This window comes from Gemmatimonadales bacterium (assembly GCA_036265815.1).
Lineage (GTDB): Bacteria > Gemmatimonadota > Gemmatimonadetes > Gemmatimonadales > GWC2-71-9 > CAVVWJ01.
Genome location: DATAOI010000001.1, coordinates 1 through 16,965, shown reverse-complemented (window position 1 = coordinate 16,965; position 16,965 = coordinate 1). Strand labels below are relative to the sequence as shown.

Annotated in this window: 12 protein-coding genes; 1 reads left to right on the top strand and 11 read right to left on the bottom strand. The window is 66.7% G+C overall.

Features of this window, described 5'->3' with window-relative positions; translation table 11 throughout:
- Positions 1-7 precede the first annotated feature (7 nt).
- The 5 genes from VHR41_00060 to VHR41_00040 form a co-directional block, all read right to left on the bottom strand.
- Positions 8-490: a hypothetical protein gene (locus tag VHR41_00060; GenBank protein HEX3232556.1), complete on the bottom strand. Its 483-nt coding sequence runs from the start codon at positions 488-490 to the stop codon at positions 8-10.
- A gap of 40 nt (positions 491-530) precedes the next feature.
- Positions 531-944 carry an EVE domain-containing protein gene (locus VHR41_00055; protein ID HEX3232555.1) on the bottom strand — a complete coding sequence of 138 codons (414 nt, stop codon included), beginning with the start codon at positions 942-944 and terminating at the stop codon, positions 531-533.
- A 13-nt stretch (positions 945-957) separates the two neighbouring features.
- Positions 958-3,117: a bifunctional (p)ppGpp synthetase/guanosine-3',5'-bis(diphosphate) 3'-pyrophosphohydrolase gene (locus VHR41_00050; GenBank protein HEX3232554.1), complete on the bottom strand. Its 2,160-nt coding sequence runs from the start codon at positions 3,115-3,117 to the stop codon at positions 958-960.
- Positions 3,114-3,791 carry a DNA repair protein RadC gene (gene radC, locus VHR41_00045; protein HEX3232553.1) on the bottom strand — a complete coding sequence of 226 codons (678 nt, stop codon included), beginning with the start codon at positions 3,789-3,791 and terminating at the stop codon, positions 3,114-3,116. The genes VHR41_00050 and radC overlap by 4 nt, the downstream gene beginning before the upstream one ends.
- Positions 3,792-3,860: 69 nt before the next feature.
- Positions 3,861-5,417, bottom strand: a complete 1,557-nt coding sequence (locus VHR41_00040; protein ID HEX3232552.1) for a protein kinase — start codon at positions 5,415-5,417, stop codon at positions 3,861-3,863.
- 763 nt (positions 5,418-6,180) lie between these two features.
- On the opposite strand from VHR41_00040, the gene VHR41_00035 reads away from it, so the two are divergent.
- A complete protein-coding gene (locus VHR41_00035) occupies positions 6,181-6,366 on the top strand; it encodes a hypothetical protein (GenBank protein ID HEX3232551.1) in 186 nt (61 codons plus the stop codon).
- A gap of 176 nt (positions 6,367-6,542) precedes the next feature.
- On the opposite strand, the gene VHR41_00030 is transcribed toward VHR41_00035, so the two are convergent.
- The 6 genes from VHR41_00030 to VHR41_00005 form a co-directional block, all read right to left on the bottom strand.
- On the bottom strand, positions 6,543-9,980 hold the full coding sequence (locus tag VHR41_00030) for a TonB-dependent receptor (protein ID HEX3232550.1): 3,438 nt from the start codon (positions 9,978-9,980) through the stop codon (positions 6,543-6,545).
- Between the two features lie 95 nt (positions 9,981-10,075).
- A complete protein-coding gene (locus tag VHR41_00025; protein ID HEX3232549.1) occupies positions 10,076-10,249 on the bottom strand; it encodes a hypothetical protein in 174 nt (57 codons plus the stop codon).
- An 88-nt stretch (positions 10,250-10,337) separates the two neighbouring features.
- Positions 10,338-11,867, bottom strand: coding sequence for a hypothetical protein (locus tag VHR41_00020; protein ID HEX3232548.1), 1,530 nt, complete (start codon positions 11,865-11,867; stop codon positions 10,338-10,340).
- A gap of 16 nt (positions 11,868-11,883) precedes the next feature.
- Positions 11,884-13,362, bottom strand: a complete 1,479-nt coding sequence (locus VHR41_00015) for a serine/threonine-protein kinase (GenBank protein HEX3232547.1) — start codon at positions 13,360-13,362, stop codon at positions 11,884-11,886.
- Complete coding sequence (locus tag VHR41_00010; GenBank protein HEX3232546.1) at positions 13,359-16,040, bottom strand: protein kinase; 2,682 nt, start codon at positions 16,038-16,040, stop codon at positions 13,359-13,361. Before VHR41_00010 ends, VHR41_00015 begins: the two co-directional genes overlap by 4 nt.
- Before the next feature lie 240 nt (positions 16,041-16,280).
- Positions 16,281-16,727, bottom strand: a complete 447-nt coding sequence (locus tag VHR41_00005) for a serine/threonine-protein kinase (protein ID HEX3232545.1) — start codon at positions 16,725-16,727, stop codon at positions 16,281-16,283.
- Between the last annotated feature and the right edge of the window lie 238 nt (positions 16,728-16,965).

Below are 16,965 nucleotides of genomic sequence, written 5' to 3'. Positions count from 1 at the left end.
TGTGCCGCTACTTGCGGACCGCGAAGGCCTTGGCGTCTGCTGAATCGCCATTGAGGTACAGGAGGACGACGTAGGTCCCGGGCTTCCACCCCTTGGGAGGGGCGAACTGGAAGAGAGCATTGGACTTCGACCCAATCGTGACGGACTGGGCCGTGGAGTCGAGCAGTTTTGGTCCCTGCGCTATCCAGCGCGCGGCCAGTGTTGCCTGCCCCGGGGTCCCGTGCAAGGCCGCGGAAACATAGACGGTCTCCTGAGGCGCGAACTGAAACGTGGGCTCGGCGATCAGGTTTTCGGGACCGAGCCGCTTTCCGATCATGACGTTCCCCAGTCGCGCCTTCCCGCTTGTCTCCGCCCGTTTGACCGAGTCCGCCACCCTTGCGGCAGAGTCCGCGGCAGCGCTTTCGGTGCTCTTCCGCGTGTCACCACCACCGCACCCGACTAGTGAAACGGTGGCGAGCGTGACGGGCAAGAGCATCCGTGCGAATCGCATTCTCGTCTCCGGTAAGTGTGAGTGACAAAGAATGGCGCCGCTATCGCGCATCCGCCAGGGTCAGCAGGCGCTTCCAGTGGGACTCGGACGCCGGAATGACCGAGAGCCGCGACATGCGAACCAACGCCAGATCGGCGAAGGCGGGATCCGCCTTGACGGCGGCGAGCGTGACCGGTCGAGGCAGCCGCTTGCCGGCCTCGATATCGACCACGGCGAGCTTCGGGTCATCCTGCTTGGGGTCGGGATACGGCGCGCTGGCCACCCGCGCGAGCCCGACCATGGCCTTCTCCTCGCCCGAATGATAGATCAGCACCTGATCGCCCTTGGCCATGCTGCGGATGTGTCTGAGCGCGAGCGCGTTGGAGACGCCATCCCAGACGGCGCGGCCCTCGCGCGCGAGATCGTCGAACGAGTAGGTATCGGTGTCGGTCTTGAGAATCCAGTACTGGGGCATCGGCTCCGGCGAGCTAGTTCGGGGGTGCTTCCCTGCGCTCGATCTCGGTCACGCCTTTCACCTTGCGCACCGCCTTCAGGACCTTGCCCAGGTGCGGCAGGTTGTCCACTTCCACAAAGATGTTGCCGAAGACCGATCCGTCCTTGGTGTGGAGGTCGGCGCCGCGGATGTTGGTGCCCGTCTGGCTCACCGCTTCCATGATATCGGCATAGAGACCTCGGCGGTCCTCCCCGGTGACGGCGAGACGCACCGCGAATGCTTCTCCGGCGGTCTCCTGCCAGTCGATGTCCACCCGGCGTCCCTCGGATGAGAGGGTGAGCAGATTGGGGCAGTCGGACCGGTGGATCGAGATGCCCCGGCCCTGGGTGACGTATCCCACCACCGAGTCTCCCGGCACCGGTTGGCAGCACTGGGCGTAGCGCACCATCAGGCCGTCGACGCCCTGAATCTTGATGCCCCGTCCCAGCCGGATCCGCTCGATGACCCGGCCGAAGACCGTGGGTTTCGGCTCCTGCATCTCGTCCCCGGTGAGGTCGGGATAGAGTGCCCGCATCACCTGGCCCAAGGCCACGTCCCCGCGGCCCACCGCGATCTCGAGCCCCTGCCCGTCCGCCAGCGAGAGCGCCTCCGCGGCGCGGGCCAGCCGGGCCTCGTCGGGCGGCTCGACCCGCCGGCGGCGCACCTCGCGGGCCAGGATCTCCCGGCCCAGCGTGAGGCTGACCTTCTCCTCCTCGTGATTGACCCACTGCTTGATCTTCTGCCGGGCCCGAGCGGTACGCACGTGACTCAGCCAGTCGCGGCTCGGCTTGGCGCTGGGGCCGGTGAGGATCTCGACCGTGTCGCCGCTCTTGAGCTCCCGGTGCAGCGGGGCGATCCGCCCGTTGATCTTGGCACCCTGGCACTTGAGCCCGACCTCGGTGTGCACGTGAAATGCGAAGTCGATGGCGGTGGACCCCTTGGGCAGCCGTTTCACGTCGCCCTGCGGGGTGAAGATGAAGATCTCGTCCTGGTAGAGGTCGATCTTGAGGAATTCGAGGAACTCCTCGGGGCTGTGGGTGTCCTGCTGCAGCTCGAGCAGCTGGCGGAACCAGCCGAGGTGCTGGTCCAGCTCGTCCCGCTTGCCATCCTTCTTGTAGAGCCAGTGGGCGGCGATACCGAACTCGGCCGTGCGGTGCATCTCCTGGGTGCGGATCTGGACCTCGAAGAGCTGCCCGCCGGGTCCGAAGACGGTGGTGTGGAGCGACTGGTAGGCGTTCGACTTGGGCGAGGCGATATAGTCCTTGATCCGCTCCTGGATCGGGGTCCAGTTGTGGTGGATGATGCCCAGCACGTGATAGCACTCCGGCACCGAGCGCACGATGACGCGGATGGCCATGAGATCGTAGATCTCGTCGAACGCCTTGTTCCGCTTCCGCATCTTCTGAAAGATGGACCAGAGGTGCTTGGGCCGGCCGGTGACCTCGTACCACTCGATGCCGGCGCGCTTAAGCTCCTGCTCCAGCGGGGCGCGCAGCTTGAGGATGGTCTTCTCCCGCTGGGCCCGCTTGGACGCCACCTGGTTGACCAGATCGCGGTACTCGTCGGGCTCCAGGAACTTGAACGCCAGATCTTCCAGCTCCGCCTTGATTCCGGCCATACCGAAGCGATGGGCCAGCGGGGCGTAGATCTCGCGGGTCTCGAGCGCGATCCGCTGGCGCCGCTCGGGCGGGAGGTGCTCGAGGGTGCGCATGTTGTGCAGCCGGTCGCCCAGCTTGATGATGATGACCCGGGCGTCCTTGGCGATCGACAGCAGCAGCTTCCGATAGTTCTCGACCTGCTCTTCCGCGGAGGAGCGGAAGGTGAGGCTGGAGATCTTGGTGAGCCCGTCCACGATGCTCGCGATCTCGCCGCCGAACTCCTTGGCGATATCCTCGGTGCGGACATCGGAGTCCTCCACCACGTCGTGCAGCAGGGCAGCCGCGATGGTGCTGCTGTCCAGCAGCTGCTCGGCCAGGATCAGCGCCACCGAGATGCTGTGGGTGACGAAGTCCTCGCCCGACATCCGCTTCTGTCCCCGGTGGGCGGACGCGCTGAAGCGGAGCGCCCGCTCGATCAGGTCGAGATCGAGTCGGTCGGCGTGACGCTCGAGTACCGCCCTGAGATCGGGCGCGAGGTCAGGCAAGGTGCCGGTCACAGCAGTCCAGCGGTGGCAAAGCTCACGAAGCGGTCTCCTCCGATGATCACGTGGTCATAGAGCGGCAGGTCCAGCAGCCGGCCCGCCGCCACCAGTTGCTGGGTCACCGCCCGATCTTCCGCCGAGGGCGTGGGATCTCCGCTCGGGTGGTTATGGACGACGATGATCCCCGCCGCGGCTTCCGCGATCGCGGCGCGAAACACCTCTCGGGGATGCACCAGGGAACTGTTGAGCAACCCGCGGGTCACCAGCACTTCCCGCAACACCTGACTCTGGCTGTCGAGAGCCAGCAGGTGGAACTCCTCCACCTGCAAGTCCCGCAGCCGGTTATGGAACAGCCGGGCGACGTCGTCGGGTTCCCTGATCCGGGCCAGCGGAGGACGCTCTTCCCGCGCGATCCGGGCCCCGAGCTCGAAGGCGGCAAGCAGCCGCGCCGCCTTGGTCGGGCCCACGCCCTGGGCCCGGAGCAGTTCGGCGCTGGGCCGCTGGGCGAGCCGGCGGAGTGAGCCCTCGCCGATCTCCAGGATCCGTCCGGCCAGCTCCAGAACGCCCGCCGCCGCGCCACCCGTCCCTAACAGGATGGCGAGAAGTTCGGCGGTCGTCAACGCGGCAGGGCCGAGGGACCAGAGGCGCTCCCGGGGGCGGTCGGCCTCCGGCACCACGGAAAAGGGCATTGGCACGGGTTCAAGATGCCACCTCTCCGGGCTCTTACCGGTGCCATTATCCTGCAGCGCGGACGCGGGTTATGCCAGGCCCAAGGCCTCGGCGAACTCCCTTGCCGACGGGAACCGGTCCGCCGGCGCCTTTGCCAGCGCGCGTTCGACTGCCCGCTCGAGCGCTGCCGGAACGTCGGGACGGACCGTCCGGAGCGACGGCACCGGATCCGCCGCGTGGCGCGCCAGGATCGCCTGGGAGGTGCGGCCGCTGAACGGTGGCTCGCCGGCCAGCATCTCGTAGAGCACGCATCCCAGGCTGTAGATATCGCTGCGTCCGTCGATTCCCCCGGTGGCGGCTGCCTGCTCGGGACTCATGTAGCTCGGATTGCCGAGCATCACCCCGGTCAGCGAGAGCCGCTCGCCGCCGGCGAGGTCCAACGCGTGGGCGATCCCGAAGTCCGCCACCAGCGCGTGGCCCGACTCGAGCAAGAGGTTCTCCGGCCTGACGTCCCGATGCACGATCCCATGAGCATGCGCGTAGGCCAGCGCATCGGCCACCTCCCGGGCGATCCGCAACGCGTCTCCCAGTGGAAGCTGCTCCTCCTTCACCAGCCGCTCGCGAACTGACTCACCGCCCGCGACGGGCATGACGTAGTACAGGCTGGGGCATCTCCCGGGCGCTTCCAGCGCGCCCGAGTCGTACAGCTGGAGGATGTGCGGGTGGTGCAAGCCGGCGACGATGGCGATCTCGCGGAGGAACCGCTTGGCTTCGGTCGAGGTGGCCAGCTCCGGCCGCAGGACCTTGAGGGCGACCGGTCGGTTGTGCTTGAGATCCCGCGCCAGATAGACCGTGGCCATGGTGCCCCGCCCGAGCTCGCGCTCGATCCGGTAGCGCTCGGCTGGAACCGAGCCTGCGTCCTTCCTGCCCTTGCTTGGCGCGTCGTCACCAGTCCGGATTCGCTGGACGAATGCAGTCAACTCCGGCGTCGGTGGCATGGCCAGTTCTTCCCGCACCAGCGATTCGTAGACCTCCGCGTGGTGCAGCGCGCCGGCCCAATCCCCCGCGCCCGCGAGCGCGCGCGCGAGCCCCAGTGCCGATCGTTCGCTGAGCGGGTCGAGCGTGGCGAGCCGTCGCCACCAGTCGATTTCGGTCGTGTGCTGCCCTCGGCCACCAGCCTCCCTCGCGAGACGAAAGAGCGCTCCCTCGTACGCGGTCGCCAGTCGGCTGCGTTCCGACTCGGCCCACACCTCGAAGGCGGGGGCGTCGCTCAGAAAGAACCCGTCCAGGAAGGGACCATGGTACAGCGCGGCGGCCTCGGCAAGGTCGTCGCGGGCGAGCGCGCGCTCGAAATCGCCGACATCGCTCGTGAGGACACTGGGATTGAGCTGCAGCGGATCGGTGCCGAGCAGAGCGTCATCGGAGATCTGACGCCGAATGGAGTAGAGCAGCTGCTCCAGCGCGTGCCGGGCGTGTTCCGTGGAGCTCTCCGCCCAGAGATAGGCCACGAGCTTGTCGCGGCTCGACCCCCGGCCACCCGCGGCGGCAAGCAGGGCCAGCAGGCCCAGCCGCCGCCGCTGGGTGACAAGCGGCGTTCCTGCCGCATCGAGCAGGGTGAGTCCGCCGAGAGCCTGGAGTCGCAGCATGAGTTCTAGATGAGCAGGGGGTGAGAGCCCCGTGAGCCCTTCAGTCTATAGTAGGCCCCGCGTATGGGAGCAGCAAGCCGCGCAGCACGCAGGCTGAGCGGTATCCGCGTCCATTCCCACGCCACCCGGGAGGTTTTCGATGCGCGCTCACTGCTGGACCTCACCCTATCTGTGCGCCGCGATCGGACTCCTCGGCGCCTGCAGCTCCTCGCCTACCGAGCCGTCTGAGACGAAGCGGTCGCCGCTACCGCCGGGCGCCACGCTGGTCCTGCTGGTCGCACCCAGCCAGACCACGATCAAGGGTGGCCAGACTGTCCAGCTCACCGCGAGCCGGGAAAGTCCTCGGGGAATGTCGATTGCGCCCACGGAGATCGCGTGGGTCAGCTCAGATCTCAAGGTTGCAAGGATCGGCTTGGACGGGACCGTGCTGGCCGCGGCGCCTGGGACGGCACAGATCACCGCCCAGTGGCACGGCATGAAGGGAGCCGCGACGGTCACCGTGCTAAGCAACGAGCCGCTGTCTGGGCCGTGCCCGAAGCGGGCACTCGCTGCGGTGGGAGCAAGCGCTCTGCCGATTTCGAAGTGCGGAGCTCGGTGAGAGTGGCCGCCGCCGGACGAAGGCGCAACATGAGGAGCGGGTGAGGAGGGTGTGAGGGCCCGGTGAGCATCGAAGCTTAGTGTTGGACCCAGGTTCGGCGGTGGGCAACTCTCCGGCACGCGCCTGCGCTCCGAGACACCTACCCCGCATCCTCACCCGGAGGCTATGATGCGTGACTACTTCTCGATCGCGGTTCTGCTGTCCGTCGTGTTGGCTGCAACCGCTTGTGACAACTCACCCGTGGGCGTCCCCGATCCGGGCGGCGCGGCGCTGGAACCCGTAACGCAGACGTGCCCCAGCAATCCTGCCCTGCCGGCGTTCCTGCAGACAATCAACTGCAGCGCCCAATGATGACCGTGGCCCCCGGTGTTCGCCGGGGGCCACTCTTGCCCCACGAGAGTCCTTCTCTCCGGCCTCGCGATCGCGGCGTATTTGGCCACCCCGTGACACTTCCGTACTTCTTCGTGTACTTCTTCTCCGACCGGTGAGAATGGTCCGTGACGGGGAGGCGCTACCTTGAGGATCGTTCAGAAGCTGAGCTCCAGCCCGACGCGCGCGCGGCGACCCGGAGCAGTCTGTTCCTGCTCGCCGCGCGCGACATCGTAGAGGGCGTTGATCGCCAGACTCTGCTCCTCGACCGTGAACACGCCGTCGCCGTCCCCGAAACGCTCCTCAGCCCGAATGAGGTACATGCAGTTTGCCGCGGCCGGCCGGGACGCCTTGCTCGAAATCCAAGTGGCGCAGCTCTCGTGACGGACGGGCAGCATCAGGGAGCTGTCGGCCGCGAGCACGCCGTTGTTCGCACCCTCCAGAGCCAGTTGTCCCAGGTCGGCTCGAAGGTTTGCTGCCCGCTCGACATCGTTCCGCACGCTACCATTCACCGCGAAGACCTGAAGCACATTCTTGAGATTGAGCAGATTACGGACGTCGAGGTACACCGTCACATCCATCGAACCCAGTCCGAAGCTCTTCGTCACCCGGGCATTGAGTTCCTTGAAGGCCGGCAGCCGGCGAGTATTGATCCCCTCGGGAAAGGACCCCAAGCAGTTCTCGCCAGAAAGGATGCTCTGTTCTGGGTTGCTCTCTCCGCATCTGGAATACGCCGATCCGCTGGTGTAGCGGAAGGTCGAGTATACGCTGACATTCTGCAGGATCTCGCCCAGCAGCGAGCCTCGCTTCCATTTGCCCGGGAGAGTGAGAGAGAGGGCACCGGCGAGTGTGTGTGGGCGGCTGTTGTCGGTGGGCAATGTGGCTTGAGGGGGCGGCTGGGTCCCCCCGGTGGCCGAATTCACGATGCGGGAGCCGTAGTTGAGATAGGTGAACGGATCTGAGCCGGTATTTCGGGCGTCCTGATAGGCGTAGGCGATCGTCCCGTTGAAGAAGTTGCCGAACCGGCGGTCCAGCCTGATATCCACCCCGCGCACGTTGCCAAAGTCCAGATTGGTCAGCGTGTGAAAAGTGTTGTCTCGATTCAAATACGGATCGAATCGGGTAACCAGGCGCGCGGCAGGATCGGCGATGACGTTCTTGTTGTACGCTGCGACGTCGACGACCATGTCATCGTTGAAAGCGTGCCGGACGCCAAACTCGAAGGCGATGGTTTTGCCAAAGTCGAGATCCGCGCCGAAGGGGTTGGCCCCAGTAACAGTGAGGTCTCCGTTGATCCCGCCCAGGACCAGCCCGAAATCGGGCGCCTGTACCTGGTGGGAATAGCTGAGCCGGAAATTGGTCCGCGCGGTCACCGGAAAGGACACTTGCACGCGCGGACTGAGATAGCCGTGGCTGTGGTCACGGACGAGCAAGGCCGTAGGATTGTTCGGGTCAAAGGTCGGCATCGAGGATATTCGGGGAAATGGATACCGGTCACCAAGACTGTCCGTGGCATATGGCCGTGAGGCCCGGGAGTCGTACCAGTCGAAGCGGAGTCCACCTACCACCACCAGGTCGCCAAGATCCAGGCGATCCTCGACGAATGCATTCCAACGGACCGGTTTCTCGATGTAGGCGTCACCGCCATCTTTGAACCGCACCAGGAACGCGTAGTAGCCGATGGCGTACCGGGTGAGCTCTGCGCCCAATTTCACCCGGTTGTAGCGATCGGCCTGCCAATCGAGCGTCGCCTTGCCGAGGTACCGGTCTTCCTGATAAAGGTTCACGTGCTGGAACCCTGCGATCCCGCCCGATTCGCCGAACTGCCAGGTGTTGCCGCCCATCGTGCTAGAAAACCCCCCGAACTCTCCGTAGAGACCGTACGCGTTGTTCCGGAGTTCATCCACAATGCTGTAGGTGGCGTTGTTGGGATCCTGGGGCGTGATGCGCCCCTGGTTCTGCCGGAGGTTCCGGATCAAGTCCTCGGTGATCGGGAAGGTGTCGAAGTCGTAGAGGAACTCCATTGGCTTGAGGATGAAGCCGCCGAAGGGACTGCGGGTCGAGAGTTCGCTCTCGACGGTGAGGGGAGCGCCAATGGTGCGGTCCTGCTGATAGGACAACGACACATCCAACGCCAAGGCCCGGTCGGCGCTCTTGGAGAGATTCTGCACCCAGGTAAGCGTCGCCAGCCGGCTGCGATTGCTGAACCCGCGCAGGTTCCATGGCACCGACAGCCGATTCAGATGGCGAATGATGAAATCGAACTGATGGCCCTGGAACCGGCTGGTCGCGAGGCTCAATGATATTCGCGACCCGGTGCCGTAGGTGTAGTTGAGCTTTCCATTGATGGCGAGGAGGGACCGCGCCGTGGCCGGGATGCGTACCCCGTTGCAGTCGAACCCGTAGTTGTTCCTGATGTCGACGATCGCCGCGGCATCCCGACCATGCAGACCGGCCGAGCCAGCCTGGTCGAACGTCTCGCATCGTCCGCGTGAAATGGCGTATCGGGAGACCTCGACGAGTGTGGTGTCCGCGTCCTGGCTTTCGTTTCGCACCGTCGTTGAATCATCTTTTATCGCGCTCGCTTGGTGGACCGTCGTGTCGACTCCCGCCTGGATGAAGATGGGCACATTCTGACTGTGGAAACCTTCCTCCACCGCTCTCTCACCCTCTAGAGTCCCATTGATCACGAAGGTGAGCCGTTCCGCGAGCGGACCGCTGAATCCGCTCTCGATCCGGTTGAAGCCCACGCCATAGTCAACCCCGAAGGGCTCGTCGGTCTCGAAGCTGAGCGACCCCTGGTAGCCGGTCGGGCTCCCCGTCCTGGTGACGATGGACACGATGCCGGAGGTGGCGTTGCCGAACGCCGCGGATGCCGAGCCGGTCGTGACCGAGGCCTCCTCGAACGCGTTGGTGCCGATCTCGATGCTGGTGCCCAGCGCGCCAAGGTCTGCCCAACCGAACAGGCGATCCCCCATGTAGCCAGCCTGGACTGGCACCCCATCGATGTAGGTGACGTTCTGGGTCTCCCGGCCGCCCCGGATCGACAGCCCGCCACCGGTGTCCTTCCCGCGGCCCGACAGAAGGTTCCCGCTGACCGCGATGACGCCGGGCTGCAGGGCCAGCACATCGCGAATCCGGTCCACCGGCAGGGCGTCGGCGAATTGGCCGTCCACGCGTTGCTTAGTCGTGACCTCATCGCGGGGTACCAGCGGCTGCTCCGCCGCCAGAACGGCGATCTCCTGCAGGTTGACTGGGGCCCGAGCCAGAGTGAAATCCTGAGTGGTCGTCTGGTCGGCGAAGATGCGGAGGCCACTGGCCTGCACCGGATGGAATCCGAGGGAGATCGCTCGCACCTCCCAGCTGCTGGCCGGAATATTGTTGATGAAGTAACGGCCGTGAGCGTCCGTGACCGCGCTGAACGCGGTGCCGACCAGGTACACCTGAGCCGCGGAAAGCGAGGTCCCGGCCTCGTCCTGGACCCGGCCCTGGAGCTTTCCCGTCTCTGCCTGCGCGTGGAGATCGCCGGCCAGTGAGCAGGCGAGCGCTCCGAGCAGTTGCAGTGAGCGCAGGAAACGAGATCTCCGCGGGACCATGATCACGTCTCCGTAACGCCGGTGAGCATGCTTGAACCTATGTACTGCGGCGTGAAGCGACCGTGGAACATCGGCGGCGAGCGGGCATGAGCACTTCAGGGACTCGAGGCCGGCTCACTCTGGCCCGCGAGCCGCACCATTGCCGCGGCTGCCTCATCCACCAGATGGCGCTGCCCTGGCATGGGTGAGTCATAGCGGCGCAGGAACTGCTGGTAGTGCGCTCTCGCCGACTGCGCGTCACCCTGCGCCTCCTCGATGCGGGCGCGCATGAGGTAGGCCAGCAGGGGTAAGGGCGTAGGTCAGGGACAATTGCCATATGTCGGACATTTCAGGATCGGTCGCTCGCGTTCACGCCCTTCATCGGTTGGCGGCTGTCCCGACCGAGAGCCGCTCCAGCGCCGTCTGTGCTTCGTCCACCAAATGCCGCTGGCTGGGTATCGGCGCGTCGTACCGGCGAAGGAAGTACGCGTAGTGTGTTCGCGCTGAGCCTGCGTCGCCCTGGGCTTCCTCAATCCGCGCGCGCAGCAGGTACGCCAGAGCGGTCGTGACATGGCTATAGGAAGCGTCCCAGCCGCCCTGGAGCGATTCGTACCAGACGAGGAGTCGAACGGCCTGGGCGGTGTCGCCGGCCTCGAGCAGCCACGTGGCGGCCGCCAGCCGGTCGGTCGCGATGTTTGGCATGATGCGATAGGCGCACGAAGTGGTGACGATGCACCACTGAGTCGAGGCCAACTCTCGCCCGGCCGTGGCCCGGTCGCCGCTCAGAGCCCGGTCGAACGCTGCCAGCGAGCGGTCGAGCGACCCGCCACTAGGATTACCGCTCCGGCCGGCGTCCTTGCGCGCACGGTGGAGTGCCGGCTTGTCGCCGCGGGTGAACGCCGATAGACCGTCGAGCCAGGCGAGCATCCAGAGTGAGAAGGCCTTCTGGTCCCCGCTCTCGAGCCGCTGAACGCCAGCCCATGCCGCCGGCCGACGGGCCTCGGCCTCCCTGGATCCGACGGCACCGAGCCAACCGCCCAGCACGGCGAGCCCGTAGTCATCCAGAGGTGTGAGCTCCTCATGGTTCGTCGTTCGCGGCACCAGTCGGAGGGCCTCGTGCATCGTCGCGAAGGCGGAGTCCCACTCCCCGCGGGCGGCCCAGGCCCACGCGATTCCCCGAAGCTGCGCCGCCGCTGGCGTTCCCTCCAATCCCAGCTTCAAGATCCGGCGATTCAGTTCGATCTGTGCAGCCGGATACCCCGTCTGCAGGAATGGGCTCCAAGCCGCGACTTCGCTTTCATCCGGATCCCTCTTGAATCGTCCCGCGAGCTCCCGAGCCAGGCTGTCGACCATGGCGCGGCTCGCGGAATCGGTGACACCGCCTGCGTCGGACACTGTTTGCATCACGCGTACAAGCAAGCGGACATGGCTGTGCCACGGATCGGGTGACGTGTCTGGCCGCCATATTTCGCGCAAGCGTGAGAGAACGCGGCCGCTCTCGAGGGGATCCTTGCCGAAGCTGTTCTGCCACATATGCTGCAGCGCCGGCCGCAGCCTCGGGTTGAGGACAATGGCATGATTGAACACACTCTGCGTCTCCCGCCAATCGTGCCCTAGGATGATCCCGGCGTGGAACAGGCGATCACCGAGAACGAACCACCCGGGCCAGTAGTCAGGAAACCGTCGTGTGACCTCCCGATACCGCTGCAGTTGAAGGGGCAGCGAGTCCACGGTCTCCCAGGCCTCGACCAGCAGCCGATCGCGCTCGGGGAGCACGTTACGGTGCCGGTACAGTCCGGCCGATAACTCAGGCTCTACAGGCTGCTCCAACCAATTCTGCGCCAGGGCGTACCGGAAATAGGCGAGCCAAAACGTGGCATCCGCGGCGATCGCGCCCCGAAACGCCAACGCCGCCGCATCCCACTCATTTCGCTCTATCGCGCGCTCGCCCTCGAGGAAGGCGCGAAGGGCGGGCAGCGAGCGTCGTCACCGCATCGAGGCTCGGCGTGGGAGCATCGCCCCGCCGCCAGATTTGGCGCAGCAGCGCCCACACGACGGAGTCGGTCAAAGCACGAAGGCTGTCACGGTCGGCGGTGATCGTGATGCCCTGTGCCAGGGGCGCCTCGGTCTCGGTGTCGCGCAATCCCAGGTCGACCCGCACTTGAGTGCCCTCCCGTACCAGCGTGCCCCGCAGCACGCTCCGGGCGCCCAGGCGCCGCGCCAGCGTCGTAGCCTCGGCACGCGAGAGAGAACCTCGCCCCGCTGTGGCGGCGGACACGCTCAATCGGTCAGCCGTCTCCACGCCGCCGACGCCGTCGAGGCTGGCGCTCACGGTGATGGCGAGATCCCGCGCCAGCCGAATGAGCGCCGTATCAGTCGCCGTAGCGAGGAAAGGCAGCACGGCGATTCTGGCCGCCGACGGTGCCACGACGGGATCGGCGGATCTCCGCCAGTGGACGAGCGCGCCAGCCAAGCCAGCGCCGACGACCAACGCAGCCGCCATCGCACCCACGAGGCGCGTTACGCGAGGGGGCCTCCGGCGCGATGGGGGCGCGGCCTCCGCCACCAGCGCCGCCGCGAACTCGCCGAGCGTGGCGAACCGATCGGCCGGCACCTTGGCTAGCGCCCGCTCGATCGCATACGCCACCGGCTCGACTATCGTCGCGCGTACCGTTCGAAGCGGCGGCACCGGATCCACGGCGTGGCGGGCCAGGATCGCCTGGGCGGTTGACCCGGTGAACGGGGGCGCCCCCGCGAGCATTTCGTACGCCACACAGCCGAGCGCGTAAAGATCGCTGCGGCCGTCCAGACGGCTCCCCGCGGCCGCCTGCTCGGGGCTCATATACGCCGGGGTCCCGAGCGCCAGGCCGGTCTCGGTCAGCCGCTCTCCACCCGCCGCGTCCAGCGCACGCGCGATCCCGAAATCCGCCACCAGCGCATGGGGCGACTTCCCGCCACTCGGGTCCCTCGCCAGCAGGATGTTCTCCGGCTTGATGTCCCGGTGGATGACCCCAGCGCGGTGCGCGTAGTCCAACGCGGCGGCGACCGCTCGGACGATCACCACAGTCTCGTCGACAGGGAGTTGCGGCTCGCGCCGGAGCCGCTGCCGTAAGGTCTCCCCCTCGACGTAAGGCATCGTGTAGAAGAGTCGGCCATCGGCCGCGCCCGAGTCGTATAGCTGAAGGATGTGGGGGTGCGTCAGGCGAGACGCGATGGCGATTTCGCGCTGGAACCGCTCGGGGCCAAGCGCCACCGTCAGCTCCGCGCGCAAGAACTTGAGTGCCACCAGCCGGTGCAGCTTGAGATCCTCGGCCAGGTAGACCGTGGCCATCCCGCCGCGGCCCAGCTCGCACTGGAGGCGGTAGCGGTCAGTAAGCGTGGTCGCGAGGCGATCGACGGTCATTTTGTCGCCAGTGCGGCTACCCAGACGTCGCTCTCGTATTCCGCCACCGTCAGGTAAAGCCGGCCGGGGCCCACGCTGAGCGCTCCGAAGTTCACAAGGGCCGGATCGTCGTCGGCGATCACCAGCCGCGGCTCGCCTCGCGCCGTCGGGATGGCCCAGATCCCTCGCCGACCGTCTTCGTGGACTCCGCTGGTGTACCTCGTCGAGCCGTCTGGTGCGAAGACTCCAAAGGGGGACACTCTCAGGTGGTTCGTGACCGCGACATCGTTGCGCCAGAAAACTCGCCCTTGTGGGGAGGCCTGAGTAAACGTTGATCCCTGTCTGCACAGCTGCACCGCTCTCGTGGGCCGCCCAATTACGGCGCACGCCGAGTCCGCCAACGGCAGGGCCTGGTGCCAGGGTCCGCCAACCCGGTCGCGTGACACGAGCCACAGCTCCCTTCGGCCCGATACAAACGCAATCTGCAGCCCGCTCGGCGACCACCCCGGGAGGCCTCCGCCGCTCGGGCCGCTCGGGAGGCGGACGGGGGTGCCTCCCTCCGCGGGGATCACAAAGACATGCGACGTTACACCGCCGTTGTGGAACGCGATCTCGGTCCCGTCCGGTGACCACTGGGGGTCAAACTCGTCTCCGGGCTCGTGGGTAAGCTGCACGGGATCGCCGCCTCCCAGGGGCATCTTGTAGAGGTTCATGTTGCCCCCGAGGTTGTTGGAGTAAGCGATCCACTTGCCGTCGGGCGACACATTGTGGTCTTCAATGACCTGGTTGCCGTTCGTCAGGCGACGGCCGTCCCCGATGGAGATCGGGCCGGACCGCCCCATGGGGTAGGACCAGATGTTCTGCCGCAGGGAAAGATTCGCGTAGGCGAGCCTCCGGCCGGCGACGGAATACGATATGGCGTGGGGGTCGGAGGCGCCCGAGACGCTCCGTGGCTCCCCGCGGGGTCCCCGAGGACCCACCTCGACGACGCAGAGTCCTCTCGGACCGTCCCGGTTCGAGACGAACAGCAGGTGCCGACTATCGATCCAGGCGGGGCTGACGTTGAGGAACTCGTCGCTGGTCACCTGGACCGGCTCGCCGCCTGCAGCAGCCACGATCCAGATCGCCGCCTGATTGACGTTGCCGCTCCACCGCCAACGCGAATTGCCGGACACGTACGCCAGCAGCCGGGCGTCCGGCGACCAGGCCAGCGAATGCTGATCCGCCGGGTCCACCGTCTGGACCGCTACCAGCGTCGTCTTCCCGTCGGGCACGGAGTAGCTGAAGAGGCTGTCCTTGATCCAGAAGGCCACGCGAGCGCCGTCTGGCGACCAGGAGGCTGTGGACGTCCTCCGTGGCAGCGGAATAGAACGGACCGCGCCCCCCAGCCTCCCGGTCTCCTTCCAAACACAGCCGGGATCATCACTCTCCAGATCCGGAGCGCTAGGACAGGCCCAGAACCGCACGTACTCGCCGTCCGGGCTCCAGCTCGGGAGCCACTGGCTTCCCAACGACGTATCCGCCAGGCGGAACTCGCCGCCCGTCAAGTTGACGGTGCTCCGGATGACCAGCCGCGGGTCGCCAATCGGGCCCGCGACGAACGCCACCTCTTTTCCGTCCGGCGAGAGCGCGGGCTCGAACTCGACACCCGGCTCGCTGGTCACGTGGCGGATATCCGACGGCGTGATGCTCATCGTCTGGCGCTGCAGCACCTGCCTCGCGATCACCCCGATCACGAGCACCACCGCGGCGCTCCCGAGCACTGCCAGCGCGCGGCGGCGGCGTCCCTGGACCGCCGTGATCGGGCTCGTGCCTGTCGGCATCATCCCATCGCTCAGCGCCGCAGCGAACTCGGCGCCGATCGAAAAGCGGTCAGCCGGCACCTTGGCCAGGGCCTTGAACACAGCGACCTCGAGCCCAGAGGGCACCGCGTCCCGCACGGTCCGGATCCCGGCCGGCCGCTCGGTTATGAGCTTCGCGACGATCGCCTGAGGCGTGCGGCCCTGGAAGGGAGGCTCCCCGGTGAGCATCTCGTAGACCACCGCGCCCAGCGAGAAGAGGTCGCTCCGCCCTGTGAGGTCACGCTCGCCCGTGGCCTGCTCGGGGCTCATATACTGCGGGGTACCGACGGAGAGGCCGGTCCCGGTCAGCCGCTCGCCACCCGCTTCACGTACCGCCAGCGCGATGCCGAAGTCGGCCAGCATCGCCTCGCCCTCGTGCAACAGGATGTTTTCCGGCTTGATGTCCCGGTGGATCACCCCGTGGCGGTGGGCGTAGTCGAGCGCGCTCGCCACCTGGCGGGCGATGCGCACCGCGTCGTCGATGGGGAGCTGCTTCTCCGTGTCCAGCCGCTGCCGCAGGGATTCGCCGCGGATATAGGGGAGGACATAGTACAGGACGGAGCGAGGCGCCTGCCCCGAGTGCTGCTCGGGGTCGTCATGCTCCGCCAGCACCTCACCGGAGTCGATCAGCGCCAGGATGTGGGGATGGTCCAGCTTGGCGGTCAGCCGAATCTCGGCCAGGAACCGCTCCCGGCCGAGCAACGCGGCGAGCTCGGGCCGGAGCACCTTGATCGCCACCTCGCGGTCGTGCTTGAGGTCCTGCGCGAGGTAAACCGTCGCCATGCCGCCCTGGCCCAGCTCCCGTTCGAGGCGGTAGCGATCGGCGAAGGCGGTCGAAAGCCGCTCGAGATCTGTCATGCGAGCCGCCAAGTCCGACGGACCATGGCCATGCCCTCGCGGCCGAGCTCGTGCTCGATCGCGTGGTGCCCTTGGAAGGCGTCGCTCACCCGGGCGAGCTGAGCCGCCATGCGGGCCGACCTGCCATGCGGGCCGATCTGAGGAGGGATCCCTAAACCTAACGGTCCCGCTCGCCCCGCGCCAAGGCGAGCGCCGTCGGTCTGGCCTATTCGGATCCGCCTCGCTCTGCCTCCTTCTTGCTCAGTGCACGGCAGCCGGGTCATTGCGGACTGAGAGGCGCGCCAGCAGGATGTTTTCCGGCTTGATGTCCCGATGCACTACCCCAGCCAAGTGCGCATAGTCGAGCGCCCCAGCCACCGCGCTGACAATCGCGATCGCCTCGTCCAGCGGCAGCTGCGGCTCCCGCTCCAGCCAGCGGCGCAGTGACTGACCCTCGATGTATGGCATGGAGTAGTACAGCCGGCCATCGGCGTCGCCGGAGTCGAGCAGCGGCAGGATGTGCGCGTGGGTGAGACGGGAGGCGATCGCGATCTCCCGGAGGAAGCGTTCTTTCCCCAGGACCGCCGCGAGATCGGGGCGGAGCACCTTGAGTGCGACGCGACGCTGGAGCTTGAGGTCCTCAGCCAGGTAGACCGTCGCCATCCCGCCCCGACCCAGCTCGCGCTCCAGCGCGTAGCGCCCCTGCAATGCAGTAGTGACCTGGGCCAGCCGTTCCGGCGAGCTAGAGGACTGTCTGGGTCAGCGCTTGCTCGCGCTCAGAAAGAGGTCCGTGGTCGGCTACCGCCCCACCCCATGGCACTTCTTGTACTTCTTCCCCGACCCGCAGGGACACGGATCGTTTCGCCCGACCTCTGGCTCCGCGGCCGTGGCGCGGCCCACGGGACCGAGCGAGCTGCTGACCGCCGGGGCCATACTTCGCGATGGG

Coding starts and splice junctions, on each gene's coding strand:
- VHR41_00040 (HEX3232552.1), bottom strand. CDS start 5,417: ATGCTGCGACTCCAGGCTCTCGGCGGACTCACCCTGCTCGATGCGGCA.
- VHR41_00010 (HEX3232546.1), bottom strand. CDS start 16,040: ATGACAGATCTCGAGCGGCTTTCGACCGCCTTCGCCGATCGCTACCGC.
- VHR41_00025 (HEX3232549.1), bottom strand. CDS start 10,249: ATGCGCGCCCGCATCGAGGAGGCGCAGGGTGACGCGCAGTCGGCGAGA.
- VHR41_00055 (HEX3232555.1), bottom strand. CDS start 944: ATGCCCCAGTACTGGATTCTCAAGACCGACACCGATACCTACTCGTTC.
- VHR41_00030 (HEX3232550.1), bottom strand. CDS start 9,980: ATGGTCCCGCGGAGATCTCGTTTCCTGCGCTCACTGCAACTGCTCGGA.
- VHR41_00060 (HEX3232556.1), bottom strand. CDS start 490: ATGCGATTCGCACGGATGCTCTTGCCCGTCACGCTCGCCACCGTTTCA.
- VHR41_00035 (HEX3232551.1), top strand. CDS start 6,181: ATGATGCGTGACTACTTCTCGATCGCGGTTCTGCTGTCCGTCGTGTTG.
- radC (HEX3232553.1), bottom strand. CDS start 3,791: ATGCCCTTTTCCGTGGTGCCGGAGGCCGACCGCCCCCGGGAGCGCCTC.
- VHR41_00015 (HEX3232547.1), bottom strand. CDS start 13,362: ATGACCGTCGATCGCCTCGCGACCACGCTTACTGACCGCTACCGCCTC.